The following is a 25,608-nucleotide window of genomic DNA, read 5'->3' as shown; positions in this document are numbered from 1 at the left end:
AGCCATGATCTCCGATTAGCAAAAATTCTGAACTGAAGAAGGCGGCGTCTCAGACGCCGAGATAGCGGTCCTGCAGGTCGGCGGTCAGTTCCGCCGCGCGCCCAGAGAAGACGGTTTTGCCCTTTTCGAGCACGAAGCAGCTATCGGCCACCGGCAGCAGTTCGGCGAGCGTCTTGTCGACCACCAGGATCGACTGTCCTTCCTGCTTCAGGCGGCGGATGGCCGCCCATATGTCCTGCCGGATCACCGGCGCCAGCCCTTCCGTCGCCTCATCGAGGATGAGCAGCCGCGGATTGGTCATCAGCGCCCGGCCGATGGCCAGCATCTGCTGCTCGCCACCCGACAGCGTATTGGCATATTGGGCATGCCGTTCCTGCAGCCGCGGAAAGAGTTCGTTGACCCGCTCGATGGTCCATACGCCCGGTCTTGCGGCCGCGACTAGATTTTCGCGCACGGTGAGATTGGGGAAACAGCGGCGTCCTTCCGGCACAAGGCCGATGCCAAGCCGGGCGATGCGATGCGCGCTCATGCCGGCGACTTCGCGACCCGACAGGCGCACAGAGCCGGCACGCGGGCGCAGGATGCCGATGATGGAACCTATCGTCGTCGTCTTGCCCATGCCGTTGCGCCCCATCAGCGCCACGACCTCGCCCTCTTCCAGCGAAAGCTCGACGCCGAACAGCGCCTGCGAGGCACCATAGAAGGTCTCCAGCCCGGATACCTGAAGCAGGCTCATGACGCCTCCCCCAGATAGGCGCGGCGAACCTCCGCATCGTTGCGGATTTCATCCACCGTGCCGCTGGCAATCACGCGGCCATAGACCAGAACGGAGATGCGGTCTGCGAGCGCGAACACCGCCTCCATGTCGTGCTCGACCAGCAGGATCGGCGCTTGCGCCCGCAGACGGTCGAGGAAAGCGGTGAGCTGGCGCGAGCCTTCCGGGCCCATGCCGGCCATCGGCTCGTCGAACAGGAAGGCCTTGGAGCCGAGCGCTAGCGCAATGGCGATTTCGAGCTGCCGGCGCTCGCCATGCGAAAGCTCCGCAGCCGGCAGATGCGCGCGTGAGCCAAGCCCTGTCTGCTCCAGAACCGCCATGGCCGGCTCGATCAGCGAGCGGTCGGTCATCACCGGGCGAAAGAAGCGGAAGCTGGAGCCCTGCCGCGCCTGTACGGCGAGCATGACATTGCGCAGGGCCGAAAATTCCGGTGCCAGCGACGATATCTGAAAGCTGCGGCCAAGCCCGCGGCGGGCGCGCTCGGCAACGCCGAGCCGGCTGATATCCTCGCCACGGAAATGGATGGTGCCGTGATCGGGTTTGATCGAGCCGGAAATCTGATGGATCAGCGTCGTCTTGCCGGCGCCGTTGGGGCCGATCAGCGCGTGGATTTCACCGACGCGCAGATCAAGGCTGACGCCATCAGTCGCTTTCAGCGCGCCGAATGTCTTGCGCAGGTCGCGGATGGAAAGCACCGTCTCAGCCATGGCGCGCCTTTCCGGCAAACAGGCCGATCAGCCCGCCGCGCGCAAACAGGACGACGCCAAGCAGGATGAGCCCAAGGAACAGTTGCCAGCGCTCCGTGAGCCCGCCTAGCGCGAATTCAAACAGCACGAACAATATCGCGCCGGCGACAGGCCCGAACAGGCGCGCGGTGCCGCCAAGCACGATGAGCACGATGAGTTCGCCCGACATCTGCCATGACAGCATGGAAGGGCTGGCGAAGCGGTTGAGATCGGCAAACAGCGCCCCGGCAACACCGGTGATGGCCGCCGACATGGCGAAAGCCGCAAGCCTGATGCGGAACGGCGCAATGCCGACCGCAGCCACCCGCGCCTCGTTCTGCCTTGCGGCCTGGAGGGCGGCACCAAAGCGCGAATTGCGCACGAACCAGAACAAGAGCAGCCCGGCCATCAAAAGCCCGTAGCAGATCAGGAAGAAACTGATCGGCTGCGCGGTGTTGAGGCCCGGAAATGCGTTGCGGGTGAGGATCGACAGCCCGTCCTCGCCGCCATAGGCCGGCCAGGAAATGGCGAAATAATAGATCATCTGCGCGAAGGCGAGCGTGATCATGATGAAATAGACGCCCGAGGTGCGCAGGCTGATGGCGCCGATTGGCACCGCCACCAGCGCGCTGACCAGCATGGCAGACAGCCAGATGACGGGCATCTGGTCGCTGCCCTCGAAACCGAAGAGCATCGGCTCTTGGTTGAAGGCATGGCTGGCGAAAATGCCGGCGACATAGCCGCCAATGCCGAAAAAGGCAGCATGGCCGAAGGACACCAGCCCGCCCAATCCGAGTGCCAGGTTGAGCCCGACAGCAGCAAGCGCCAGGATCGCCATGCGGGTTGCCAGCGTGACATAAAAAGGCTCGCCGATGGCGACGGCCGCGAGCGGTAGCACCAGCAGCAACACGGCAAGCACGGTGTTGAACAGGGTTTCGCGGTTCATCGCGCCAGCCGTCATGTGTTTGCCGCGAACAGGCCCTTGGGCCGGAACGCCAGAATGAGCGCCATGACGATATAGATCAGCATCGAAGCGACGGCGGCCCCGGTGGTGGCACCTTCGGCCGGACCGAGGAAGATGGCGAAGAGCTTGGGCAGCAGGAAGCGCCCGAGCGTATCGACCACGCCGACGAGGATCGCGCCAACCAGCGCACCCTTCACCGAGCCGATGCCACCGATGACGATGACCACGAAGGCAAGGATCAGCACAGGCTCGCCCATGCCGACCTGAACCGATTGCAAAGCACCCACCAGCGCGCCGGCAAGGCCGGCAAGTGCCGCGCCCAGCGCAAAGACCACCGTATAGAGCGTGCCGATATCCACGCCGAGTGCGGCGATCATCTCGCGGTCGGACTGGCCGGCGCGAATGCGCATGCCAAGCCGGGTGCGCGAGATCAGCAGATAGAGGCCGGCCGCCACGACGATGCCGACGCCGATGATGGCAAGGCGATAAAGCTGGTAATGCGCGCCACCGAGCAGGGAAACCGCGCCCTGCAACACCGGCGGAATGTCGAGATAAAGTGGAAACGAGCCGAAGACCCAGCGCGCGCCTTCCGAAAAGATCAGGATCAGCGCGAAAGTCGCCAGCACCTGGTCGAGATGGTCGCGGTCATAGAGCCGGCGGATGACCGCAAGCTCGACCAGCGCGCCGGCCGCTGCTGCCGCAACCAGACTTGCGGCCAGGCCGAGCCAGAAGGACCCGGTGGCCGCTGCCACCACCGCGCAGGCGAAGGCGCCGATCATGTAGAGCGAGCCATGCGCCAGATTGATCAGACCCATGACACCGAAAATCAGCGTCAACCCCGCCGCCATCAGAAACAGCATGACGCCGAATTGCAGGCCGTTCAGCAATTGCTCGATGATGAGAGCGGTGGACAAAAATCAGGTTTCCGGTTTGGCTGGTCGGTTTCTTTGCTTGTTGCGCCGCGCTGCCCCTCATCCCCCTGTCGGGACCTTCTCCCCGCAGGCAGGGAGAAGGAGGCTTGCTACGACGCTCCCGTCCCCCTCTCCCGGTTTACGGGGAGAGGGTAAGGGTGAGGGGCCGGTGCCAAGCTAATCGGCCGGGCACCACTCTCATTCCTCGGGACGAAGACTACATCTTGCAGTCTTTGGCGTAGGCGTCCTCATGGTCGGTGAAGCTGGTGCCGATGATCTTGTTGGTCAGCACATCACCTTCCTTGACCACTTCACGCACATAGAGATCCTGGATCGGGTGGTTGTTGGTGTTGAACTTGAACTTGCCGCGCACTGAGTCGAATTTCGCTTCCTTGAGCGCGGCGCGGAAGGCATCGGCATCCTTGACGCTGGCCTTGGCGGCGGCCGAGACGATCAGATTGCCGGTGTCATAGGCCTGCGCGGCATAGACCGAAGGCAGCCTGCCATATTCGGCCTGGAAGGTTTCGACGAACTTCTTGTTGGCTTCGTTGTCGAGGTCCTTGGCCCATGAGGCCGAGTTCTTCACGCCGAGTGCTGCATCGCCGATCGCCGCCAGCACATCCTGGCTGAACGAGAAGCCCGGCCCGAGCAGCGGAATGCCGACGCCAGACTGCGCATATTGCTTGGTAAAGGCGATGCCCATGCCGCCCGGCAGGAAGATGAACACGGAATCGGCGCCGGAAGCGCGGATCTGCGCGATCTCGGCGGCATAGTCGGTCTGGCCGACCTTGGTGTAGACCTCGCCGGCAAGCTCACCCTTGTAGTAGCGCTTGAAGCCGGTCAGCGCATCGGTGCCGGCCGGATAGTTGGGCGCCATGATGAAGGTCTTCTTATAGTCCTTGTTGGCGTATTGCCCCATCGCCTCATGGAAATTGTCGTTCTGATAGGCGACGTTGAAATAGTTCTGGTTGCACTTCTCGCCGGCGAGCGCCGAAGGGCCGGCATTGACCGAGAGGTAGAACTTGCCCTGCGCGACCGCATTGGGCACGACGGCCATGGCAAGGTTGGACCAGATGATGCCGGTGAGGATATCGACCTTGTCGCTCTGGATCATCTTGTCGGCGATCTGCACGGCAAGTTCCGGCTTCTGGGCATCGTCTTCCGTCACCACCTCTATGTCGGTTGCGCCCGCATTCTTGAGCGCCAGCATGAAGCCGTCGCGCGCGTCGATGCCCAGTCCCGCGCCGCCGCCCGACAGAGTGGTGATCATGCCGACCTTGACCGGCTCGGCATTGGCAAGGCCGGCGGCCGACAGCGACAGGCCGAGCAGGCTTGCAGCCAGAATTTTCCTCATCGTGTTCTCCCTTTTGATTTTACTTTGATTGATCCGGTTGAAACTAAAGCTCGGTGCGAACTTTCCAGAGTTCAGGAAACAGTTCAACCTCCAGCATCTTGCGCAGATAAGAAACACCGGCCGTTCCACCGGTTCCGCGCTTGAGGCCGATGATGCGCTCCACCGTGGTGACGTGGTTGAAACGCCAGCGACGGAAATAATCTTCGAAATCGACCAGCTTTTCGGCCAGCTCATAGAGTGTCCAGTATTTGCCCGGCTCGCGATAGATCTGCCGCCACGCCGCCAACACTTCGGTACTTTCCGGCCGCGTCTCGCGCCAGTCGGTGCGCTGCGCATCGGCGCCGATGTCGAAACCCTGCCGCGACAGCAAGAGCAGCGCTTCGTCGTAGAGACTTGGCTGCGAAAGAATGGATTCCAGCGCCGCCATCACTTCAGGCCGGTGCTCATGCGGCTTCAGCATCACCAGATTGCGGTTTCCTGCAAGAAATTCGATGGCGCGATACTGGTAGGACTGGAAGCCGGACGACTGCCCGAGCGCGCCGCGAAACTCGGTATATTCGCTCGGCGTCATGGTGCGCAGCACGTCCCAGGCATTGTTCAGCTGTTCGAAGATGCGCGCAACGCGTGTCAGCATCTTGAAAGCCGGCTGCAGATCGTCCTTGCGGATCGCCTGGATGGCCGAGCGGACCTCATGGATGGCAAGCTTCATCCACAATTCGGAGGTCTGGTGCTGGATGATGAACAAAAGCTCGTCATGCGCGCTCGACAGTGGCGATTGCGCATCGAGCACCTTCTCCAGATGCAGATAATCCGCATAAGCCATGCGGCCCCGGAATTCCAACTGCGCGCCCAGCGCGGGATTGTCGGACTTCGTCATGCCTCCCCCAAAGAGGGCCAGGATACGATACGCCCCTGCCCGCAGCTAGAATTGCACCGGAGCCATTTCATTTCAAGCATGAAATTTTAGGATTGAAGTATCTGCTCCCGGCCATCTGCCAGTCTTAGCTCGGGGCGCGTGGAGATTCAGGTCAGGGTGAGCCGAAAATGGTGATTTTCGAGAACCAGAGCGGAGCGTACTTGAAGTACGTGGGCACTGGAAGCGCAGAAAAGCGCCATTTGCAGGCCGCCTTCACCTGAATATCAGCACACCCTAGCCGCGGCCGACGAAAGGCATCTTGGTCGCCATCACCGTCATGAACAGCACATTGGCATCGAGCGGCAACCCGGCCATGTAAAGCACGGCCTCGGCTACGCGCTCGACCTCCATGACAGCCTCGGGCGCGATCGTGCCATTGGGCTGCAGCACGCCCACCGTCATCGGCATCGCCATTTCTGTCAGCGCATTGCCGATATCTATCTGGCCGCAGGCAATGTCGAAGGGCCGCCCATCCAGCGCCAGCGTCCTGGTGAGGCCGGTGATGGCATGCTTGGTCGCCGTATAGGGCACCGAGCCGGGCCGGGGCGCATGGGCCGACACAGAACCATTATTGATGATGCGTCCGCCCTGCGGCTGCTGCCGGCGCATGGCGGCGAATGCCGCGCGAGCGCACAGGAAGGAGCCGGTGAGATTGACCGCGACGACATCGTTCCACACCTCGACCGGGATCTCGTCGATCGTGGTCGACTTGTAGCCCATGCCAGCATTATTGAAGAGGAGGTCGACCCGCCCGAAGGTGGCCGTCGTCTCAGCGAACAGGCGATCGACCTCGCCCGGCCGGGTAATGTCACAGGCGACGGCAAGTGCCTGCGCTTGCGTTTGTCCTACCTCAGCAATGGCTTCATCCAGCAACGGCTTGCGCCTGCCGCAGAACACGGTATTCCAGCCGGCCCGCAGCAAGGCCGTGGCGACCGCCTTGCCGATACCAGTTCCAGCTCCGGTGACGATTGCGGTTTTTCCGTTATCCATGATGCCGGCCCTTCCCAGGAAAGGCTAAGGCATCGCAAATGAGGGATTGCGTGGCAAGTCGCAACAAAGTGTCATCAACCAAAGGGCGGCCATTGGCGACCGCCCCCTGATCCGAATCGTGCTTGGGAGGAGGAAAGCCGATCCGAGCACTGAAAAGCATGCGCCCGAAGGGTTAATGCAACCTTAATGTCGTCCGCCGGGCAATCACCAGGGGCTGGAGGGGTTCGCTTCCTTGATCTCGACCTTGGCCGCCGAAACGGTGGATTCGATATGGTCGATCAGCGCGTCGGGAAGCTGCAGCCGGCCGGCAAGCATGTCGAGGTAGCCGCGCTCGGTGCGCGTGTCGGGGTCGATAGTCAGGCGCGAGGCAGTGTAGATCTCGATCTTCTGCGCATCCGATCGGGCAGCGGCGACAAGCTCGTCGAGGTCGAGCGGCCGCTCGAGTTCGGAACGCAGGAAATCTTCCGCCTCGCTGCCGATGCCGGCAAGGCTGAGCTTGTCGCCGATCTTGCGGCGTTCCTCCTCGTCGATATGGCCATCGGCCTTGGCCGCTGCGATCATCGCCCGCACCAGGGTGAGCGCGAATTCGCCCTCGCCTTGCGGCGCCTGAGACGGATGGAAGCTGGTATCGGCGGGTGCGGGAAGCAGCTCCGGCTGATTTACCGGCGCAGCCTCAGCCGGCTGCTTGCCAGACTGGTAGTTCTGATAGGCCTTGTAGGCGAGCCCGGCGACGGCAGCGAGCCCGCCAAGCTTGAGTGCCGATCCGGTCAGGCCCCGGCCGGTCTTGGTGCCAAGCAGCACCGCGGCAATGGCGCCAGTTGCCAGCGGATTGTCCTTTGCAAGCTGCACGGCCTGTCCGGCCTTGTCGCGAACCGTTCCTTGCGTGCCCGGCACGTTGGAACCGAGAAGATCATCGAGCAGCTTCTTGGGATCGAACATCAACACCTCCGGCGATGGCAAGCCCGGAACGGGCTGGTTTGCAGGTTGGGTGGAGGTAGGCAGCCAATCGCGACATTACAATGACGCGCCAGCGATTTGTGACCCTGCTCAGCTGCCGATGTGACGGGTGCCGCGCCGTGTCGCCAGTTCCACCTGACGCTGGCGCTCGGCATAGCGGGCGCGATCCTCGTCGCTGCGGGTCTCATGGCAGTGCGGGCAGGAAACGCCTTCGTGGAAAAGCGGCGACAGTCTTTCTTCCGGCGTCAGCGGATGGCGGCAGGCCCGGCACAGGCCGGTCTCGCCCTGTTCGAGCCCATGCGAGACGGCCACGCGCTCGTCAAAGACGAAGCACTCGCCCTGCCACAGGCTTTCTTGCGCCGGCACCTCTTCCAGATATTTCAGGATACCGCCCTTGAGGTGGAAGACATCCTCGATGCCGAGCGAGCGGACATAGGCGGTCGCCTTCTCGCAGCGGATACCGCCGGTGCAGAACATGGCGACCTTGCGCCCCTCAAGCTCGTCACGATGCCGCTCGACCCAATCGGGAAACTCGCGGAAACTGCTTGTGTGCGGATCGACGGCACCGGCAAAAGTGCCGATCGAGACTTCGTAGTCGTTGCGGGTGTCGATCACGATCGTGCCGGGGTCGCTGATGAGCGCATTCCATTCGCCCGGCTGGACATAGGCCCCCGCCCCTTCCAGCGGATCGATGCCCTCCACGCCCATGGTGACGATCTCGCGCTTCAGCCGCACCTTCATACGGTGGAAGGGCATTTCGGCAGCCGTGCTATATTTGACGTCGAGCCCAGTGAATTCCGGCTGCGCCTCAAGCCAGGCGACGAGCTCGGCAATCGCCTGATCAGTCCCGGCGATCGTGCCGTTGATGCCTTCGCGCGCCAAAAGCAGCGTGCCCTTGATGCCGCGCTCGGCACAAAAGGCAGCGAGCGGCCCACGCAAGGCCTCCGGCGCTTCCAACCGGCAGAAACGGTAGAGCGCGGCAACACGGATTGACTGTGTGGTGGATGGATTCATGGCTGCGGCACCTAGCGCCTGCGCGGATCGGTTTCAAGAGTGGTGAAATTTCTCAATCAGCTCAGGCGGTTACACGCAGGATGCCGGGCTCGGCCCCCGCCTAATGGCAGCGTCTTTATCCACCTCCCGGCAACCAACACCAGAATGGCGGCGAAACAAGGAGCCTGCCAATCATGACATTTTCGACCGAAACCATCGATGAAATCGCCTCGGCGGCCAAGGCGCTGGGGGTCGAGCCGGCCGCTCTGCTGGCAATCGCGGAGGTCGAAAGCGGCGGAAAGGCTTTCGCACTGGTATCGGGGCGGCGCGAGCCGCTGATCCGCTTCGAGGGCCACTATTTCGACCGGCGGCTCTCGGCGCAAAAACGGCAACAGGCGCGGGTGCAGGGACTGGCCTCGCCTACAGCCGGCGCGGTTGCCAATCCGGCCACGCAAGCCGCACGCTGGCGACTGCTGGGGCGGGCGGCCGCTATCGACCACCAGGCCGCGCATGAATCGGCTTCCTGGGGCATTGCACAAGTCATGGGCGCACATTGGCGATGGCTCGGCTATCAGGATGTCGATGCGCTGGTGGCCGAAGCTCGCAGCGGCGTTGCCGGTCAGATCCGGTTGATGATGCGCTATATCGAAAAAAGCGGCCTCACCGCCGCCATAAACAGGCGCGATTGGGAAGGCTTCGCGCGCGGCTATAACGGACCCGATTACAAGCGCGGCGGCTATGATACGAAAATTGCCGCGGCCTATGAGAAATACCGTGCCCGATATGGCGGCAGCCAGACAGCCAACCCGACAAGGCCGGAAACATCTTCGGACAGACCCGCTTTGGCAAAGCCAGTGGCAGGCCAGGCTCGTCCCCTGCCGCAGCCGGGCTCGAATAGCGACCAGACAATATGGCAACGCGCCCTTTCTTACGTTCAAGCCCTGTTCGGCATGCGGTGACAGAGCTAGAATTGATGATGGCGCCCGTAGACTCGTCCCTCATCCCCTGTTAACTCGTGTTTTGCACCTCATTAAATCGTTTGAATTTTCTGGAACCGAAATAGACACATGCCCAGCAAGACCGAACAGTTCCTGTCTCTCCTCGATGGCCAGCCGGTCATTCCGGTGCTGAAGATCGACCGCGTGGCCGATGCCGTGCCGCTTGCCCGCGCCTTGGCGCGCGGCGGCCTGCCCGCCATCGAGATCACCCTGCGTACGGCCGACGCGCTGGAGGCGATCCGCCGTGTCGCCGCCGAGGTGGAGGAAGCAATCGTCGGTGCCGGCACCATTCTCAATGCCAGGCAGTTCAGCGAGGCCGAAGCGGCAGGCTCGAAATTCATCGTCAGCCCCGGTGTGACGCGCGAATTGATCGCTGCGGCCGCAAACAGCAAGACCCCGCTGCTGCCGGGGGCGATCACGCCGGGCGAAATCATGATGGCGCGCGAGGCCGGTCTGGACTTCCTGAAATTCTTCCCCGCCGAACAGGCCGGCGGCGCATCTTTCCTGAAGGCCTTGGCCTCGCCCTTTGCCGGTATCAGGTTCTGCCCGACCGGCGGCGTCACGACCAGGAACGCCCGCGACTATCTCGCCCTGCCCAATGTCGTCTGTGTTGGCGGGTCGTGGGTTGCGCCCGACGAACTGGTAAGGCCTGGCGACTGGGCCGCCATCGAGCAGCTGGCACGCGAGGCAGCCGATCTACTCAAGGCGTGAGGCAGACGCAACAGCCGACTCGACCACTGCCCTGATGGCAGCCAACGCCAACCGGGCGTCATCCCGGAACGCTGCATAGCGCAGCAAGCAGCGTATCCGGGACCCATTCCTCATATCGGCAAGGTTACGGAATGGCTCCCCGGCCCCTCTCTCGCGGAGCCTGTCTGCGGGCTTGCCAAAGGCAAGACCCGGGGGCTCGATCCGCCGGGATGACGGGTGAGCACGACCTCCTCAGCCAGCTATCAAAACCGTCAGTCAGCATTGTGCCCCCAATAAAAAAGCGCCGGCAAACCGGCGCTTTTTCATGCGATGCTGATTTCCACCCGATCGGGCCGGCTATCAGAAGCGGGCCACCGACAGGAATTCCACCGCCTTGCCGGAGAAGCGGTTGGCATCCGCCATCTGATTCCCGGCCTGGAAGCCTGCGGTGTAGACCTCGCGCGGTGCGGTGCGCACCAGATTATAAGCGAATGAAGGCGCCTTGGTTCCGGCCGATGCGTTCTTCACGTAATCGGTGTGCAGCACCCAGCGGGCGGCCTGCGGCTGGGCGGCGACGACCACTGGCTTGCGGTCAGGCTTGGAGTCGTCGGCACTGGCGCGAGCGGCCTTGCGCGTGGTCTTGACGCCCGAGCCCATGGCCGCGACCGGATCGGAACCGGGCGCACGCTGGACCACCGCATCGCGCGGCGTTGCCGTGCTGCTGGCGAGGGCCGCGACGCGTTCGCTGCTGGCCTTCATTTCCGCCTCTACCGCCGCCTTGGTCAGATGTTCCGACTTGGCGGTTTCCGGCAGGGCCGACGGCGTGTCGGGCAATGCGGCAACGACCATGTCGCGGTCGAGCGTCTCGGGCCGGTTCTCCGGCAGCGGCAGCGATGCGACATCGGCCATGGTCGGCTTTTCGGCTTGCGGCTCTGCCAGCGCAAGCAGGATCGCATCTTGTTCGGCAGGTGCAGCCAGCTCACGCGGCGGCGTGTAGTCCGGCCGGCGCGTCGGCAGCGGAATATTGAGCGCGACCTCGCTTGCTTCTTCGGCCGGCGCGCCTTCAGGCAATGGCGCCTGGGCCATGCCGAAAGGCACGTTCTCCGGTTCCGCAGCCGTGGCAACCACCGTGGGCGCGACATCGGCCTCAGGACGCGGCGCGAGCGCCGGCAGCGGCACGCTGCGTGCCGGAAGTGCCGCTATGATCGTTTCCGGCGTCTGTTCAGGCGCATCGGCGATCTGCGGTATGTCGGCGCGCTGGGCCTCCTCCGGCGACAATATCTGGATACCGGGATCGGGTTTGGCTGCCGGTGCCGCCTGCTTGACGGCCGTCTTCGGCGCAGGCGCTGACGCCAGGACCGGGCTGCTGTCTTCCTCCTCGTCGGCTCCACCGCCACCGCCAAAGAGGGCGGCAAGCAATCCGCCGGATTTCTTGCTGCTGCCGCCGGAACCGGCAAGGGCGACGGCCAGATGGCCGCTGTCCTTGCGGGCCTGATAGGCGGCGACCGCCTGTTCGAAGCCCGGCAATGGCTTGCCGTCGCTCGGCACATGCAGGGTCTTGCCGCCCGGGAACACCGCCACCAGCTCCTTGCGGCTCATGCGCGGCCAGTGGCGCACATTGCCGACATCGAAATGGACGAAGGGCGAGCCGGAGCGCGGATAGTAGCCGACGCCGCCGGCCTGCGCCTTCAGGCCGATCTCGCGCAGCTTCTTGAGCTTGACGTCGGGCAGGTAGAAATCCATCGCCTTGCCCAGCATATGCTGGCTCTTGTTGGCCACGCCCTTGGAGCGGCTGCGCAACATCGAGTTGGTCGCCGGCGAACGATAGGCGGACACGACATGGATATAGTCGCGCGAGCCGGAGGCCTGGTAGGCTTCCCAGATCAGGTCGAGCAGACGCGGGTCCATATTGGTCGGCTCGTTGCGGCGCCAGTCGCGCAGGAACCGGTTGATCTGCTTCAGCCCGGCCTGGTCGTAGCGGCCGTTGCGCTTGAACGTGATCGCCGCCTTCTCCTTGGTATGGATGAAGTAGAGCTTCAGCGTCCTTGTCTCGGCGCTTGCCACGGACGATGCGGCGGCGAGAAAACCCATGGCGATCAGCACTGCGACCAGCATTCTCTGCCAGCCGGACGTTGCAAGGTTTCGCCGGTTTTTTAAGCGTGCGATGCTAATCAAATCAAAAGGCCTTACAGAGTGCCATTTGTCCCCGGATTTGACTCCCGGACGTCGAAAGATTCACGTCCGACTATCGATCCTAATGGTTAATCACTGCTTATTGAAGTCGAAATGCGGTGACACCGTGGCATTGTCCCGGCAAAAAAACAGCACCGCCCAGCGTGGTAAACCGGGCGTTTACATCAGCGGGCTTGCGCCACGCTAGTTAAGATTCGTTTGGATAAACGCCTATTGCAGCCGCTCGCGGCCGGCATCGGGGTCGATGCCATATTCCTTCAGCTTGCGGTAAAGCGTGGAGCGCCCGATGCCGAGGCGGCGTGCGACCTCGCTCATCTGGCCGCCATAATGGTCGATGGCAAGCCGGATCATCTCCAGTTCCACATCGGCCAGCGTGCGCACATTGCCACGCTCATCGAGTGCCGCCACCAGGCCGAAATGCTGCTGCCGGGCAGGAACCGCCGGAACGGTTTCGCGATAGTCCCGTGCGGGCTGCACCCGGACGGGTTCGTCGGCAATGGCTGGCGCAGCTTCGACGGCAACGTCGTCGAGGCGGACCACGCCCTCGACCTGGGTGCGGATCTGCGGGAATTCCTCCTCGGTCAGGACATCGTCCTCGCACAGCACGCAGGCGCGGAAGACCGCGTTTTCAAGCTGCCTGATATTGCCCGGCCAGTCATAGGCCTGCAGCATTTTAAGCGTGCTGGAGGAAATATCTACGATCCGGCCGCGCGTTTCGGACGGCGGCACGCGCTTCATGAAATGGCGCACCAGATAGGGGATGTCGTCGCTGCGCTCGCGCAAGGGCGGCACGAAAATCGGATAGACATTGAGCCGGTAGAACAGATCCTCGCGGAACTTCCCGTCCTTCACCTGCTGCAGCAGATTGCGATGGGTGGCCGAAATCAGCCTGATATCGACCTTGACGGTGGAGCGTCCGCCGACAGGATCGACCTCGCCCTCCTGCACCGCGCGCAGCAGCTTGACCTGGACATCGAGCGGCAGGTCGCCGATCTCGTCCAGGAACAGAGTGCCGGTATGGGCCTCGACGAATTTTCCGGTGTGCTTTTCGGTTGCGCCGGTGAACGAGCCCTTCTCATGGCCGAACAGGATGCTTTCGACCAGATTGTCGGGGATGGCGCCGCAATTGACGGTGATGAACGGCCGCGAGCGCCGCGCGCCCGAGCCCTGGATGGCGCGGGCCACCAGTTCCTTGCCGACGCCTGACTCACCTTCGATGAGGATCGGGATGCTGGATGCTGCCGCCTTCTGCCCGAGCCGGATCACCCGCTCCATGGCCGGACTGTTGGTCACAAGGTCCTTGAAGGTGAGATGGCCGCCCTGGCGTGGTCCGCGTTTGGCCGACCCGCCAAGCGCCTCGACCTTGAGCGCATTGGAGATCGCGGCTTTCAGCCTGTCGGGCGACGCCGGCTTGACCACGAAATCGAAGGCACCGTTGCGCATCGCCGACACAACGGTCTCGATGCCACCCTTCGCCGTCTGCACGATCACCGGTGTGGCGATCTGGCGCTCGCGCATCGCCTCCAGCACACCGATGCCGTCCATGCCGGGCATGACCAGGTCGAGGATGACCACGGAGACATTGCCGGCGCCCGAATGTTCGAGCGTCTTCAGCGCCGCCTCGCCGTCATGGGCGAGGATCGCGTCATGGCCGAATTTGTTGACCGCCGCCTCAAGCAGCCGCCGCTGCACGGGATCGTCATCGACTATCAGGATGGGCGCTGACATGAATAAATTCTGAAAATCGCCTTTAGAGCGTTGTTGCCGTCTGGATCATCATGGCACAGGGTTCTAAATAAGCCTTCAAAAAAGCCGGTGAACGAAGTCTTTAAGATTGCTCCGGTTTTTCTCTACTGTGATCGGAAGGTAATGTAATGCGCTTAGTTTCGGGACAGAATGCTGCCCCTCTGTCTTCCGGTCAGGCCGCTTCAGGCCTCGGCGATCTGCCGGAATGGGACCTCACCGATCTTTATCCCGCCATGGATGCGCCCGAACTGACGCGCGATCTTAAAAAGGCCGCCAGCGACGCTATTGCCTTCGAGCAGCGCTGGAAGGGCACGCTGGCTGCCGAAGCGAAGAAGGGAACCGGCGGTTGCCTTGGTGAAGCCTTGCGCGCCTATGAGGCGATCGAGGAACTGATCGGCCGCATCGCGTCTTATGCCGGGCTGATCTATGCGGGCAACACCGCCGATCCGCAGCGCGCCAAGCTTTATGGCGATATCCAGGAGAAGATGACGGATGCGAGTTCGCATCTGCTGTTCTTTTCTCTGGAACTCAATCTGATCGAGGATGCCGACATTCTGGCCGCCCTCGATGCCGACCCGGCCTTCGGCCATTACAGGCCCTGGGTGCTCGATCTGCGCAAGGACCGGCCCTACCAGCTCGAAGACCGCATCGAGCAGCTTTTCCATGAGAAGTCGATCACCGGCCGCGGCGCATGGAACAGGCTCTTCGACGAGACGATGACCGATCTTCGCTTCGAGATCGACGGCGAGGAACTGGCGCTGGAGCCAACGCTCAACCGGCTTCAGGATGCCGACGGCATGGTGCGGCGCAAGGCTTCCGAAGCGCTGGCCACCACTTTCAAGCAGAACCTGCGCACTTTCACACTGATCACCAATACGCTTGCCAAGGACAAGGAAATCTCCGACCGCTGGCGCGGTTTCCAGGACATCGCCGATTCACGCCACCTCGCCAACCGGGTCGAGCGCGAGGTCGTCGATGCGCTCGCCGCCGCGGTGCGCGAGGCCTATCCACGCCTGTCGCATCGCTATTACGCGATGAAGGCGAAATGGCTCGGCATGGAGGAGATGAACCACTGGGATCGTAACGCCCCCCTGCCCGAGACGCCGCAGGCGACCATCGGCTGGGACGAGGCCAGGAACACGGTGCTTTCGGCTTATCAGCGCTTCTCGCCGGAAATGGCCGACATAGCGCGTACCTTCTTCGATCGCCGCTGGATCGACGCGCCGGTGCGCGCCGGCAAGGCGCCAGGCGCCTTTGCGCATCCTACGGTGCCGTCCGCCCACCCTTACGTGCTGCTCAATTATCTCGGCAAGCCGCGCGACGTGATGACGCTTGCCCATGAGCTTGGCCACGGCGTGCATCAGGTTCTGGCCGGCGAGCAAGGGGCGCTGATGGCATCGACCCCGCTGACGCTTGCCGAAACCGCCTCGGTTTTTGGCGAGATGCTGACCTTCCGCCTGCTGCTCGACAACACCACCGACCGGCGCGAGCGCAAGGCGATGCTGGCCCAGAAGGTCGAGGACATGATCAACACGGTGGTTCGCCAGATCGCCTTCTACGAATTCGAGCGCAAGATCCACACTGAGCGGCGTAACGGCGAACTGACCTCCGACCGGATCGGCCAGTTCTGGCTTGAGGTGCAGGCCGAAAGCCTGGGGCCGGCCATCAAGCTGCGCGAGGGCTATGAGACCTTCTGGACCTATATTCCGCACTTCATCCATTCGCCCTTCTATGTCTATGCCTATGCCTTCGGCGACTGCCTGGTGAATTCGCTCTATGCGGTCTACCAGAACGCCGAGCGCGGTTTTCAGGCCAAATATTTCGACATGCTGCGCGCCGGCGGCACCAAGCATCACTCCGAGATTCTGAGACCCTTCGGGCTCGACGCTTCCGATCCCGCCTTCTGGCAGATCGGGCTTGCCGTGATCGGCGAGCTGATTGACGAGCTGGAAGCACTGGACTGATACGGACCGGACACCGCATCCAGAATGCCGAACCCACACTTCGCCCTGTTCCGCGACGACCTCGCCGGCCATGAACTTCTGTTCGACCGGCCGCGCGAAATCATTACGGCCGACAACGCCGAAGACTTCTTTCCCGCACTGGAAGCGACGCAGGCCGCCCATGAATCAGGCAAATGGCTGGCCGGCTATTTTTCCTATGAAGCCGGTTATCTCCTCGAGCCAAAACTTAGGCCGATCCTGCCCGAGGGGCGGCGCGCGCCCCTCATATGCCTTGGCGTGTTCGACGGTCCGTCAGAAAGCGACCTGCCCGGTTCACGTCCGAGCGCGACCAACGGTCCGATCTTCGATGCACGGGCAAGCTGGACCTTCGAAGACTACCAGAAACGATTTTCACGCCTGCATCGGCATTTGCGCGAAGGTGACTGCTATCAGGGCAATTTGACCTTTCCGGTCAATGCGCAATGGTCGGGCGACCCGCTCGCCGCCTTCAATGCGCTGACCGAACGCCAGCCGGTGAAATATGGCGCGCTGGTATCGCTCGCCGGCCCGGTCGTGCTGTCGCGCTCGCCCGAATTGTTCTTCCAGGTGGATGAAGAGGGCTGGATCGAAACCCACCCGATGAAGGGCACCGCGCCACGCGGCAAGACGAAAGAGGAAGACCGGGCGCAGCATGATTTCCTGCGCAATGACCCGAAGAACCAGGCCGAAAACCGGATGATCGTCGATCTCTTGCGCAACGACATCTCGCTGATCAGCGAAGTCGGCACGCTCGACGTGCCCGAACTGTTCCGCATCGAGAGCTATCCGACTGTGCATCAGATGGTGAGCCGGGTCCGCGCGAAATTGCTGCCGGATCTGCCGATCGCCCGAATCTTCGCAGCGCTTTTCCCCTGCGGCTCGATCACCGGCGCGCCGAAGATCCGGGCGATGGAAATCCTGCATGAACTGGAAGGCACGCCGCGCGACGTCTATTGCGGCGCCATTGGCTGGATTTCGCCCGGCGGCCCGATGCGTTTTTCGGTCGCCATTCGCACCATCTCGCTGCATCCCGGCGGCGAGGCGATATATAATGTCGGCGGCGGCGTGGTCTTCGATTCAACGGCTGAAGAGGAATATGCCGAATGTTTGCTCAAGGCCCGCTTCGCGACGGGAACGCTGCCGGCTTCGAACTGATTGAAACCCTGCGCTGGGAGCCGCAAACAGGCTTCGTGCGGCTGGACAGGCATCTCGCCCGCCTTGCCGCTTCGGCCCGCGACCTCGGCTTTGAACATTCCCCAGCCGAAATCGACCGCCAGCTCGCAACGGTCGAGGCAAGCGACGCCCCGCTGCGCATTCGCCTGACACTGGAGCCAAACGGCAAGGCCGACGTGACTGCCCATCCCTTCACGCCACTACCGCACGACACGGTGTGGCGGCTCGGCATCGCCCGCACTCGGCTCGACGCCACCAACAAGCTGCTGCGCCACAAGACCACGCTGCGGCAGGCCTATGAGGCAGCCCGCGCCGAGTTCTCCACCACGCAGGCCGACGAGGTGATCCTGCTCAACCAATGCGGCATGGTCTGCGAAGGCACCATCACCACGATTTTCATCGACAACGGCATCGGGCCGCTGCGCACTCCAGCGCTGGATTGCGGATTGCTGGCCGGCGTCCTGCGCGCCGAAATGCTGGAAACCGGCAAGGCAATCGAGGCTATGCTGACTCTCGAGGATTTGCGCGAGCCGGGAACCCTTTTCGTTGGCAATTCGCTGCGGGGACTGATTGCGGCGCGGCTGGCCTAAGAGACACTGCATTGCGCGGCTGGCAGGCACCCGGTATTTCAGAACATCCGAGATGTCCGTTTGAGAGCCAGAATTGATCCAGCCGCTCAAGCACACGCCCTATGACGGTTCCACCAAGCCTTTTACGATCGCGCTGAAGCCGCTTGATCCGCGCGAGTGGATCGAACTCGACGACGACCTCACGACATATCTTTCCGAAAAGGACCGTCTCTATGCGACGGTGCCCGGCAAGGTTTTCGTGGCGCAGGAGGCAACGGTCGATGCGCAGCGCGAACTGCTCGACCTGCTGGTCGCCCATCTTCTGGAACACCACCCGGATACTTACCGGCAGGAAGGCACGCGCATCCATATCGCCGGCGGCTCCCGCTCCGTCGAAGTCGACGACACAGCGGCACCGCTGCGAGTTGCCTCGCTGCTGGTGCCCGAGGACCTGATCCTGATGCGCCGCCACGAGGATGGCTGGCGGCTCGATGCCGGCGCGCTGTGCTTTCCCTCTTCCTGGTCGCTGGAGGAGAAATTCGGCCGCACGATGCAGGACATCCACATCCCGGTGCCGGCCTTCGGCCCCGGCACGCGCACAGCTTCGATCATCGACCGTGTCTTCGACAACCTTCTGGTCGAACAGCCAGTCCAGCGCTTCAACTGGTCGCTGCAGGCCGGCCGCGAACTTTACATGCCGTTCTCGCAACAGCAGCGCATCGACCGCGCCACCATGCGCCCGTCGAAATTCTCGGCAGAGGACGATATCGCCGCACAGGCTTTCATCCGCGTCGAGCGCCAGACGCTGCGCAAACTGCCGCGATCGGGCGACATCGTTTTCACCATCCGCATCTATCTCGACCCGCTCTCGACACTGGCCCGGCACTCCGAAGCCACGCGCCTGGCATCTTCATTTGCCGACCAACTGGATGCGCTCGACCAGGCCCAGCTCGACTACAAGGGGCTCGCGGCCGATCGCGACCGGCTGGCGGCGATCCTGCGCAAGATGCAGGATGAGGCATGATTTTTCGGGGAAATCGGTCCCGCTTTTCGCGGTCCTGCGCCGATAACTGCAACCGTTTGTCGAATTCCGCTTTATTGTGACATCGAATTGTGGTTGGCGTTTCGCCTTTTTTACGAATTCCGATACCGCGCGAAACAATGGAGCGTGCCCCAAGATGGCGACACAAGAATGGCCCCTCTATGGTGAGATAACCGGCCCGGTGGTGATGATCGGCTTCGGCTCGATCGGACGGGGAACACTTCCTCTCCTCGAACGCCATTTCAAGTTCGACAAATCCCGCATGACGATCATCGACCCGCGCGATGCCGATCGCAGGCTGGCCGATGAGCGCGGCATCGACTTTCTTAAAGAGGCGGTGACAAGGCAGAACTACCGGGAATTTCTCACTCCGCTGCTCACCAAGGGCGAAGGACGCGGCTTTTGCATCAACCTCTCGGTCGACACGTCCTCGCTCGACCTGATGAAACTCTGCCGCGAACTCGGCGTGCTTTATATCGATACGGTGATCGAGCCCTGGCTCGGCTTCTATTTCGATGAAAGCGCCGACAATGCCGCGCGCACCAACTATGCGCTGCGCGAAACGCTGCGGGCCGAAATTGCCAGAAGCCCCGGAGGCACCACCGCCGTTTCCACCTGCGGCGCCAATCCGGGCATGGTGTCATGGTTCGTCAAGCAGGCGCTGGTGAACCTTGCCGGAGACCTCGGCCGCGACATTTCCGTGCCGGCCACCAGCGACCGCGAGGGCTGGGCACGGCTGATGCAGGACCTCGGCGTCAAGGGCATCCATATCGCGGAGCGCGACACGCAACGCACCAAGGAGCCGAAGCCGCTGAATGCGTTCTGGAACACATGGTCGGTGGAGGGCTTCATCGCCGAAGGGCTGCAGCCGGCCGAACTTGGCTGGGGCTCGCATGAGAAATGGCGGCCGGAAAACGCCAAGGACCAGAAATCCGGCTGCAAGGCGGCAATCTATCTCGAGCAGCCCGGCGCCAATACCCGCGTGCGCAGTTGGTGTCCGACGCCGGGTGCGCAATATGGCCTGCTGGTCACCCACAATGAGGCGATCTCTATCGCCGATTTCTTCACCCTGCGTGACGATAAGGGCGAGGTCGCCTATCGCCCGACCTGCCACTATGCCTATCATCCCTGCAACGACGCCGTGCTCTCAATGTATGAGATGTTCGGCGCCGCCGGCCGGGCGCAACCGGTGCAGCACATATTGGACGAAAACGAGCTGCTGGACGGCGCCGACGAGCTGGGCGTCCTGCTCTATGGCCACGACAAGAACGCCTATTGGTTCGGTTCCCAGCTTTCGCTGCAGGAGGCGCGCGAACTGGCGCCCTACCAGAATGCCACCGGCCTGCAGGTGTCGTCGGCGGTGCTGGCAGGCATGGTGTGGGCGCTGGAAAATCCACAAAGCGGCATCGTCGAAGCCGACGAGATGGATTTCAGGCGCTGCCTGGAGGTGCAACTGCCCTATCTCGGGCCGGTCAAGGGCTACTATACCGACTGGACGCCGCTTGAGGGACGGCCGGGTCTTTTTGCCGAAGACATCGACGCAAGCGACCCGTGGCAGTTTCGTAACATTCTGGTTCGGTAAGCCGCAGCGGCACATCGCAACCCACGGCCAATGCCTTGCAATCGTGTGAAAATAGCGCGATTGCTGGCGGGGCGGACTGAGGAGAGGATTTTGACATGACCATTGCGCGGACACTGGCTTTTGCAGGAGCGCTCGCTTCCTTGGCGACTTTGCTGGCGGGCTGCGTCAGCAGCGGGCCGGGCGGCATGGGCGGCCCGATCGCGGCAGCGCCAAGGGGCGTGGAAGGCGACTGGCTGAGCACCGACGGCGTGGCGGTTTCGAGCTTCTCGGGCGGCGTCTTCCAGACCAATGCGCTCGATACCGGCAACAAGCTTGCCGATGGCAGCTATCGGATGGCCGATGCCCGCACGGTGGAAATCACCATGCATTCGCTCATCCGCCAGACCACCACCAACGTCAATTGCCTGCTGGCGACCAGCACGCAGCTCAACTGCACCAGCGCCAACGGCCAGCAATTCGTGCTGACGCGACGCCCGCCTGTCGGCTGATCCGCGCCGAAGCCACACCGCATCGCAACGGTGCCGCTTGCGCCGACACTGACTGCTGCGATAAACCGGCCTGATCATGCCGGCATGATCAGGGAGGATTTATGGTCGCGCATTTCGACGAGTTGGAAACCCGCGACCCCGCGGCACGTGAGCAAGCGCTTTTTTCGGCGCTTCCCGGCTTTCTAAAATCCGCGACTGAGGCAATTCCGGGCCTGGCAAGCTGGCTTGACGGCATCGATCAGCACAGCGTTATCGACCGGGCGGCGCTGGCGAAGCTTCCTGTGCTGCGCAAGGCCGAACTGATGCGGCTCCAGACCGAAAACCCTCCCTTCGGCGGCTTTGCCGATCCGAGGGCGCTGGCCGGCAAGCATGTGTTCCTCTCGCCCGGCCCGCTATGGGAGCCGGAAGGTGCGGGGATCGATCCCGGTGCCGCCGCGCGCGCTTTCTTTGCCGCCGGCATCCGGCCGGGCGATATCGTCCATAACGCCTTCGCCTACCATATGACACCCGGCGGCTTCATGCTCGACGCCGGGGCGCGGGCGCTCGGCTGTACCGTGTTTCCTGCCGGCACCGGTAACACCGACATGCAGATCGAGGCAGCCGCGCAATTGCGCCCAAGGGCCTATTGCGGCACACCGGATTTCCTCAAAGTGCTGCTCGACCACGCCGCCGAGCAGGGCAAGGACCTGTCCTCGCTGAGACTCGGCCTCGTCTCGGCCGGCGCGCTGTTTCCGTCGCTGCGGGCTGAATATCGCGAGCGCGGCGTCAATGTGATGCAATGCTATGCAACGGCCGAATGCGGTGTCATCGCCTATGAGAGTGCCGGACCCGACGGCACGCCCAATCCCGGCATGATCCTCAACGAGCATATCATCGTCGAGATCGTGCGGCCTGGAACCAACGATCCGGTGCCGGATGGCGAGGTGGGCGAAGTGGTGGTGACCACCTTCAACCAGGCCTACCCTTTCGTGCGGCTTGGCACCGGCGACCTTTCGGCGGTGCTTCCCGGCATGTCGCCTTGCGGCCGCACCGGCAAGCGGATCAAGGGCTGGATGGGCCGCGCCGACCAGCGCACCAAGGTCAAGGGCATGTTCGTTGATCCGCAACAGATCGCCGAAGTGCTCAAGCGCCACCCTGAGGTCGCCAGGGCAAGGCTGGTGGTGACCCGTGAGGGCGAACGCGACAGCATGGCCCTTCATGTCGAGCCCGCCTCCGGACAGACGCCGGACGGCAAGGCGCTGGAAGCCTCGCTGCGCGACGTCACCAAGCTCGGCGGCGCCGTAACCATCGCCACACCGGGTTCGCTGCCCAATGACGGCAAGATCATCGCCGACGAGCGCGACTACAACAGATAGCATCTTTAAGGACGCCGGAAGCGGTTCCAATAGCCGGCCAAGTGTTACGCTCGGGCGCAGCGCAATTCTGCTTGCATCGGGCAAACCCCGGTGTGAACATGCCCCCCGCCATGTAGGAAAACGGTCAAGAACGGACGCTATAGCTGCCAACGGATCATTTCGGGGAGAGATCGCATGAAGAAACTTGCCGCCATCGCCGCTTTGTCGGCGTCCGCGCTCAGCCTGTCCGCAGGCGCTTCATTTGCCGACTACACGCTCAACATCCTGCATATCAACGACTGGCATAGCCGTATCGAATCCAACAACAAATATGAATCCACCTGTTCGGCCGAGGAGGAGACCAAGGGCGAGTGCATCGGCGGCGCCGCACGGCTGGTCACCGCCATTGCGGAGCGCCGCATGGCACTGGACGGGCAGAACGTGCTTCTGCTCAACGGCGGCGACAATTTCCAGGGCTCGCTGTTCTACGCGACCTATAAGGGCGCTGCCGAGGCCGAGTTCCTGAACCTGATGAAATTCGACGCCATGACCGTCGGTAACCATGAATTCGACGACGGCGAGGACGCACTGGCGCCTTTCCTGGATGTCATCAAGTTCCCGGTGCTCAGCGCCAATGTGCAGGCCAATGCGCAATCCAAGGTCGGCGACCGCATCAAACCGTCGATAGTGCTTGAGGTCGGCGGGCAAAAGATCGGCATTATCGGCGCGGTGACCACCGATACGCCCGAGGTGGCCTCGCCCGGCCCCAACATCACCATTGAAGACGACATCAAGACCATCACCGCCGAGGTCGAGAAACTGAAGGCCGAGGGCGTCAACAAGATCATCGCGCTTACCCATGTCGGCTATCCGCGCGACAAGGAGATGATCGCCAAGATTCCCGGTGTCGATGTCGTGGTGGGCGGCCATTCGCATTCGTTGCTGTCGAATACCGACGCCAAGGCCGAGGGCCCCTACCCGACGATGGTGGACAACCCGGATGGCTACAAGGTGCCCGTTACCCAGGCAGCGTCTTATTCGAAATATCTCGGCGAGTTCAAGGTCGTGTTCGACGACAATGGCGTGGTCAAGGAGGCAAGCGGCGATCCGCTTTATCTAGACAAGTCGATCGCGCCCGACCAGGCGGTGCTCGACCGCATCAAGGAGCTGGGCGCGCCGATCGAGGAGTTGAAGAACAAGGAGGTTTCGGAGACGACCGCAGCGATCGACGGCAGCCGCGAAAGCTGCCGCGCACGGGAATGCGAGATGGGCAATCTCATCTCCGACGCCATCCTCGAGCGCACCAAGGACCAGGGCATCCAGATCGCGCTCCAGAATGGCGGCGGCATCCGCGCTTCCATCGACGCCGGCACCGTGACCATGGGCGAGGTGCTGACGGTGCTGCCGTTCCAGAACACGGTGGCGACATTCCAGCTTTCCGGCAAGGACATCGCCGATTCGATCGAGGCCGGCCTGAGCGAGATCGAGGAAGGCAAGGGCAAGTTCCCGCAGGTGGCCGGGCTGAAATATTCCTTCGACAAATCGGTTGCACCCAACGAGGGCCGCCTGAAATCGATCGAGGTGATGGAAGATGGCCAGTGGAAGCCGCTCGATCCCGCCAAGACCTATGGCGTGGTGACCAACAATTTCGTGCGCGGTGGCGGTGACGGCTACGAGATTTTCGCCACCAAGGCCGAGAAAACCTATGATTTCGGCCCGAGCCTGGAACAGGTCGTGGCCGACTATCTGGCCAAGAACCGCCCCTATACGCCCAAGCTCGACGGTCGCATCACCGAACTCGCCGCGGCAGCCACGCCGGCCGAAGCGGCGGCCCAACCGGCCGCTGCCCCAGCAGATACGACTGCCCAGCCGGCGGCGGCCAACAGCCATGTCATTGCCGCCGGCGACACCTATTGGGACATCGCCAAGGCGGTCTATGGTGACGGCGGGCAGTGGAAGAAGATTGCCGACGCCAATTCCGCCTATGCGCCCAAGCGCCTGCCGGTGGGGGCGACGCTGACCATTCCGGCCGCGAACTGAGGGCGTATGAACTACCGCAGGCAGGCAGGCCAACCCGACATGGCCTGCCTGCGGCCAGACGCTGCATTGAATTTCTTCCGCGCACCGCTACGTTCCGAGCGTGTGCGGGAGTAACGCTGAATGAACACAGTTGAGAACATCAAGGCCGGGGCTAGGGCCGCCGGCTCGTTGCCCGTTGGCAGTACAAGTCCGCAGGCGGAGAAGATCGGTGTCATGCTGGTCAATCTCGGCACACCGGACGGCTTCGATTTCGCCTCCATGTGGCGCTATCTGCGCGAATTCCTGTCGGACCGCCGCGTCATCGAAGAACCGCGCCTTAAGTGGTATCCGATCCTCTACGGTATCGTGCTGAACACCAGGCCTTCGAAATCCGGCGCCAACTACCGGAAGATCTGGAATTACGAACTCGATGAATCGCCGCTTTTGACGCTGACGCGCGCGCAGGGCGACAAGCTTGCCCAGGCGCTTTCCGACCTGCCGAATGTCGTGGTGGATTTCGCCATGCGCTACGGCAACCCCTCGATGGAAAGCGTGGCGCGCAAGCTGACTGCGCAGGGCTGCACGCGGCTGGTGGTTTTGCCACTCTATCCGCAATATTCGGCGACGACGACGGCAACGGTGAACGACAAGCTGTTCGAGGCGCTGATGAAGATGCGCTACATGCCGGCGCTGCGCAGCGTGCCTGCCTATTACAACGACCCGGTCTATATCGATGCGCTCGCCCACTCGATCGAAAGCCACCTTGCGACGCTCGACTTCAAGCCGGAAGTCGTGCTCGCCTCCTATCACGGCATTCCCAAATCCTATGCCGAAAAGGGCGACCCCTATGCCAACCATTGCCACGAGACGACGCGGCTGCTGCGCCAGAGGCTGGGCTGGGACGAGGGCCGGCTGATCACCACTTTCCAGTCGCTGTTCGGGCGCGCGGAATGGGTCAAGCCCTATACCGACAAGACCGTGGAACGATTGGCGCAGGAGGGCGTGAAGTCGATCGCCATCGTCAATCCGGGCTTTGCCGCCGATTGCATCGAGACGCTGGAGGAGATCGCGCAGGAAGTCGCGGGCATCTACAAGGAAGCCGGCGGCAAGAATTTTTCTCATATCCCCTGTCTGAACGACAGCAAGGAAGGCATGACGGTGATCGAGACGCTGGTGCGGCGCGAATTGTCCGGCTGGATCTGACGCC

At 62.7% G+C, this 25,608-nt stretch carries 22 protein-coding genes; 11 read left to right on the top strand and 11 right to left on the bottom strand.

Features of this window, described 5'->3' with window-relative positions; all coding sequences use genetic code 11:
• Positions 1–49 precede the first annotated feature (49 nt).
• The 9 genes from EET67_RS15535 to trhO all read right to left on the bottom strand — a co-directional run bounded on the left by EET67_RS15535 (position 50) and on the right by trhO (position 8,606).
• Positions 50–736 carry an ABC transporter ATP-binding protein gene (locus EET67_RS15535; RefSeq protein WP_128627104.1) on the bottom strand — a complete coding sequence of 229 codons (687 nt, stop codon included), beginning with the start codon at positions 734–736 and terminating at the stop codon, positions 50–52.
• Positions 733–1,482, bottom strand: coding sequence for an ABC transporter ATP-binding protein (locus EET67_RS15530; protein WP_128627103.1), 750 nt, complete (start codon positions 1,480–1,482; stop codon positions 733–735). Before EET67_RS15530 ends, EET67_RS15535 begins: the two co-directional genes overlap by 4 nt.
• Positions 1,475–2,446, bottom strand: a complete 972-nt coding sequence (locus tag EET67_RS15525) for a branched-chain amino acid ABC transporter permease (protein ID WP_128627102.1) — start codon at positions 2,444–2,446, stop codon at positions 1,475–1,477. Before EET67_RS15525 ends, EET67_RS15530 begins: the two co-directional genes overlap by 8 nt.
• 11 nt (positions 2,447–2,457) lie before the next feature.
• Positions 2,458–3,378: a branched-chain amino acid ABC transporter permease gene (locus EET67_RS15520; RefSeq protein WP_128627101.1), complete on the bottom strand. Its 921-nt coding sequence runs from the start codon at positions 3,376–3,378 to the stop codon at positions 2,458–2,460.
• A gap of 214 nt (positions 3,379–3,592) precedes the next feature.
• Entirely contained in the window at positions 3,593–4,729 is a 1,137-nt protein-coding gene (locus EET67_RS15510; RefSeq protein WP_128627100.1) for an ABC transporter substrate-binding protein, read from the bottom strand.
• Between the two features lie 43 nt (positions 4,730–4,772).
• Positions 4,773–5,606 carry a tryptophan 2,3-dioxygenase gene (kynA, locus tag EET67_RS15505; protein WP_128627099.1) on the bottom strand — a complete coding sequence of 278 codons (834 nt, stop codon included), beginning with the start codon at positions 5,604–5,606 and terminating at the stop codon, positions 4,773–4,775.
• Positions 5,607–5,879: 273 nt separating this feature from the next.
• The gene (locus tag EET67_RS15500; RefSeq protein ID WP_128627098.1) at positions 5,880–6,635 is read right to left on the bottom strand and encodes an SDR family oxidoreductase; all 756 of its coding nucleotides are present in this window, start codon (positions 6,633–6,635) and stop codon (positions 5,880–5,882) included.
• A 204-nt stretch (positions 6,636–6,839) separates the two neighbouring features.
• Complete coding sequence (locus EET67_RS15495; protein WP_128627097.1) at positions 6,840–7,574, bottom strand: tellurite resistance TerB family protein; 735 nt, start codon at positions 7,572–7,574, stop codon at positions 6,840–6,842.
• 108 nt (positions 7,575–7,682) lie between these two features.
• Complete coding sequence (gene trhO / locus EET67_RS15490; RefSeq protein ID WP_128627096.1) at positions 7,683–8,606, bottom strand: oxygen-dependent tRNA uridine(34) hydroxylase TrhO; 924 nt, start codon at positions 8,604–8,606, stop codon at positions 7,683–7,685.
• A 173-nt stretch (positions 8,607–8,779) separates the two neighbouring features.
• Here trhO and EET67_RS15485 point away from each other — a divergent pair, with 173 nt between their 5' ends.
• A complete protein-coding gene (locus tag EET67_RS15485) occupies positions 8,780–9,544 on the top strand; it encodes an N-acetylmuramidase family protein (protein WP_128627095.1) in 765 nt (254 codons plus the stop codon).
• 108 nt (positions 9,545–9,652) lie between these two features.
• Positions 9,653–10,294 carry a 2-dehydro-3-deoxy-phosphogluconate aldolase gene (locus EET67_RS15480; protein ID WP_128627094.1) on the top strand — a complete coding sequence of 214 codons (642 nt, stop codon included), beginning with the start codon at positions 9,653–9,655 and terminating at the stop codon, positions 10,292–10,294.
• 339 nt (positions 10,295–10,633) lie between these two features.
• On the opposite strand, the gene EET67_RS15475 is transcribed toward EET67_RS15480, so the two are convergent.
• Together EET67_RS15475 and EET67_RS15470 are read right to left on the bottom strand one after the other, a co-directional pair.
• Positions 10,634–12,388, bottom strand: coding sequence for a peptidoglycan L,D-endopeptidase MepK (locus EET67_RS15475; RefSeq protein WP_128627093.1), 1,755 nt, complete (start codon positions 12,386–12,388; stop codon positions 10,634–10,636).
• Between the two features lie 288 nt (positions 12,389–12,676).
• Positions 12,677–14,194, bottom strand: coding sequence for a sigma-54-dependent transcriptional regulator (locus EET67_RS15470; protein WP_128627092.1), 1,518 nt, complete (start codon positions 14,192–14,194; stop codon positions 12,677–12,679).
• A gap of 146 nt (positions 14,195–14,340) precedes the next feature.
• Here EET67_RS15470 and EET67_RS15465 point away from each other — a divergent pair, with 146 nt between their 5' ends.
• From EET67_RS15465 to hemH, 9 genes are all read left to right on the top strand, one after another.
• Positions 14,341–16,176: a M3 family oligoendopeptidase gene (locus EET67_RS15465; RefSeq protein WP_128627091.1), complete on the top strand. Its 1,836-nt coding sequence runs from the start codon at positions 14,341–14,343 to the stop codon at positions 16,174–16,176.
• Positions 16,177–16,200: 24 nt separating this feature from the next.
• A complete protein-coding gene (locus EET67_RS15460) occupies positions 16,201–17,349 on the top strand; it encodes an aminodeoxychorismate synthase component I (protein WP_128627090.1) in 1,149 nt (382 codons plus the stop codon).
• Positions 17,298–17,957 (top strand): aminotransferase class IV family protein, encoded by a 660-nt coding sequence (locus tag EET67_RS15455; protein ID WP_128627089.1) that lies wholly within the window; start codon positions 17,298–17,300, stop codon positions 17,955–17,957. The genes EET67_RS15460 and EET67_RS15455 overlap by 52 nt, the downstream gene beginning before the upstream one ends.
• A gap of 76 nt (positions 17,958–18,033) precedes the next feature.
• A complete protein-coding gene (locus tag EET67_RS15450; RefSeq protein ID WP_128627179.1) occupies positions 18,034–18,960 on the top strand; it encodes a heme-dependent oxidative N-demethylase family protein in 927 nt (308 codons plus the stop codon).
• A 154-nt stretch (positions 18,961–19,114) separates the two neighbouring features.
• On the top strand, positions 19,115–20,560 hold the full coding sequence (locus EET67_RS15445) for a homospermidine synthase (RefSeq protein ID WP_128627088.1): 1,446 nt from the start codon (positions 19,115–19,117) through the stop codon (positions 20,558–20,560).
• Positions 20,561–20,655: 95 nt separating this feature from the next.
• Complete coding sequence (omp10, locus tag EET67_RS15440; protein WP_128627087.1) at positions 20,656–21,048, top strand: outer membrane lipoprotein Omp10; 393 nt, start codon at positions 20,656–20,658, stop codon at positions 21,046–21,048.
• Positions 21,049–21,149: 101 nt separating this feature from the next.
• A complete protein-coding gene (locus EET67_RS15435; RefSeq protein ID WP_128627086.1) occupies positions 21,150–22,403 on the top strand; it encodes a phenylacetate--CoA ligase family protein in 1,254 nt (417 codons plus the stop codon).
• 174 nt (positions 22,404–22,577) lie between these two features.
• The gene (locus tag EET67_RS15430; protein ID WP_128627085.1) at positions 22,578–24,422 is read left to right on the top strand and encodes a bifunctional metallophosphatase/5'-nucleotidase; all 1,845 of its coding nucleotides are present in this window, start codon (positions 22,578–22,580) and stop codon (positions 24,420–24,422) included.
• A 120-nt stretch (positions 24,423–24,542) separates the two neighbouring features.
• Positions 24,543–25,604, top strand: a complete 1,062-nt coding sequence (hemH, locus tag EET67_RS15425; protein ID WP_128627084.1) for a ferrochelatase — start codon at positions 24,543–24,545, stop codon at positions 25,602–25,604.
• The last annotated feature ends 4 nt before the right edge of the window (positions 25,605–25,608 follow it).

Source organism: Borborobacter arsenicus (assembly GCF_003934165.1).
GTDB classification, from domain to species: Bacteria; Pseudomonadota; Alphaproteobacteria; order Rhizobiales; family Rhizobiaceae; genus Pseudaminobacter; species Pseudaminobacter arsenicus.
Note: the sequence above shows the minus strand (reverse complement) of the source record. Positions and strands in the feature narration are given on the sequence as shown.

Bases quoted from the DNA above. Each gene is read 5' to 3' on its own strand.
- EET67_RS15535 (WP_128627104.1), bottom strand. From the start codon at position 736: ATGAGCCTGCTTCAGGTATCCGGGCTGGAGACCTTCTATGGTGCCTCG.
- EET67_RS15530 (WP_128627103.1), bottom strand. From the start codon at position 1,482: ATGGCTGAGACGGTGCTTTCCATCCGCGACCTGCGCAAGACATTCGGC.
- EET67_RS15525 (WP_128627102.1), bottom strand. From the start codon at position 2,446: ATGAACCGCGAAACCCTGTTCAACACCGTGCTTGCCGTGTTGCTGCTG.
- EET67_RS15510 (WP_128627100.1), bottom strand. From the start codon at position 4,729: ATGAGGAAAATTCTGGCTGCAAGCCTGCTCGGCCTGTCGCTGTCGGCC.
- kynA (WP_128627099.1), bottom strand. From the start codon at position 5,606: ATGACGAAGTCCGACAATCCCGCGCTGGGCGCGCAGTTGGAATTCCGG.
- EET67_RS15500 (WP_128627098.1), bottom strand. From the start codon at position 6,635: ATGGATAACGGAAAAACCGCAATCGTCACCGGAGCTGGAACTGGTATC.
- EET67_RS15495 (WP_128627097.1), bottom strand. From the start codon at position 7,574: ATGTTCGATCCCAAGAAGCTGCTCGATGATCTTCTCGGTTCCAACGTG.
- trhO (WP_128627096.1), bottom strand. From the start codon at position 8,606: ATGAATCCATCCACCACACAGTCAATCCGTGTTGCCGCGCTCTACCGT.
- EET67_RS15485 (WP_128627095.1), top strand. From the start codon at position 8,780: ATGACATTTTCGACCGAAACCATCGATGAAATCGCCTCGGCGGCCAAG.
- EET67_RS15480 (WP_128627094.1), top strand. From the start codon at position 9,653: ATGCCCAGCAAGACCGAACAGTTCCTGTCTCTCCTCGATGGCCAGCCG.
- EET67_RS15475 (WP_128627093.1), bottom strand. From the start codon at position 12,388: ATGCTGGTCGCAGTGCTGATCGCCATGGGTTTTCTCGCCGCCGCATCG.
- EET67_RS15470 (WP_128627092.1), bottom strand. From the start codon at position 14,194: ATGTCAGCGCCCATCCTGATAGTCGATGACGATCCCGTGCAGCGGCGG.
- EET67_RS15465 (WP_128627091.1), top strand. From the start codon at position 14,341: ATGCGCTTAGTTTCGGGACAGAATGCTGCCCCTCTGTCTTCCGGTCAG.
- EET67_RS15460 (WP_128627090.1), top strand. From the start codon at position 16,201: ATGCCGAACCCACACTTCGCCCTGTTCCGCGACGACCTCGCCGGCCAT.
- EET67_RS15455 (WP_128627089.1), top strand. From the start codon at position 17,298: ATGTTTGCTCAAGGCCCGCTTCGCGACGGGAACGCTGCCGGCTTCGAA.
- EET67_RS15445 (WP_128627088.1), top strand. From the start codon at position 19,115: ATGGCGACACAAGAATGGCCCCTCTATGGTGAGATAACCGGCCCGGTG.
- omp10 (WP_128627087.1), top strand. From the start codon at position 20,656: ATGACCATTGCGCGGACACTGGCTTTTGCAGGAGCGCTCGCTTCCTTG.
- EET67_RS15435 (WP_128627086.1), top strand. From the start codon at position 21,150: ATGGTCGCGCATTTCGACGAGTTGGAAACCCGCGACCCCGCGGCACGT.
- EET67_RS15430 (WP_128627085.1), top strand. From the start codon at position 22,578: ATGAAGAAACTTGCCGCCATCGCCGCTTTGTCGGCGTCCGCGCTCAGC.
- hemH (WP_128627084.1), top strand. From the start codon at position 24,543: ATGAACACAGTTGAGAACATCAAGGCCGGGGCTAGGGCCGCCGGCTCG.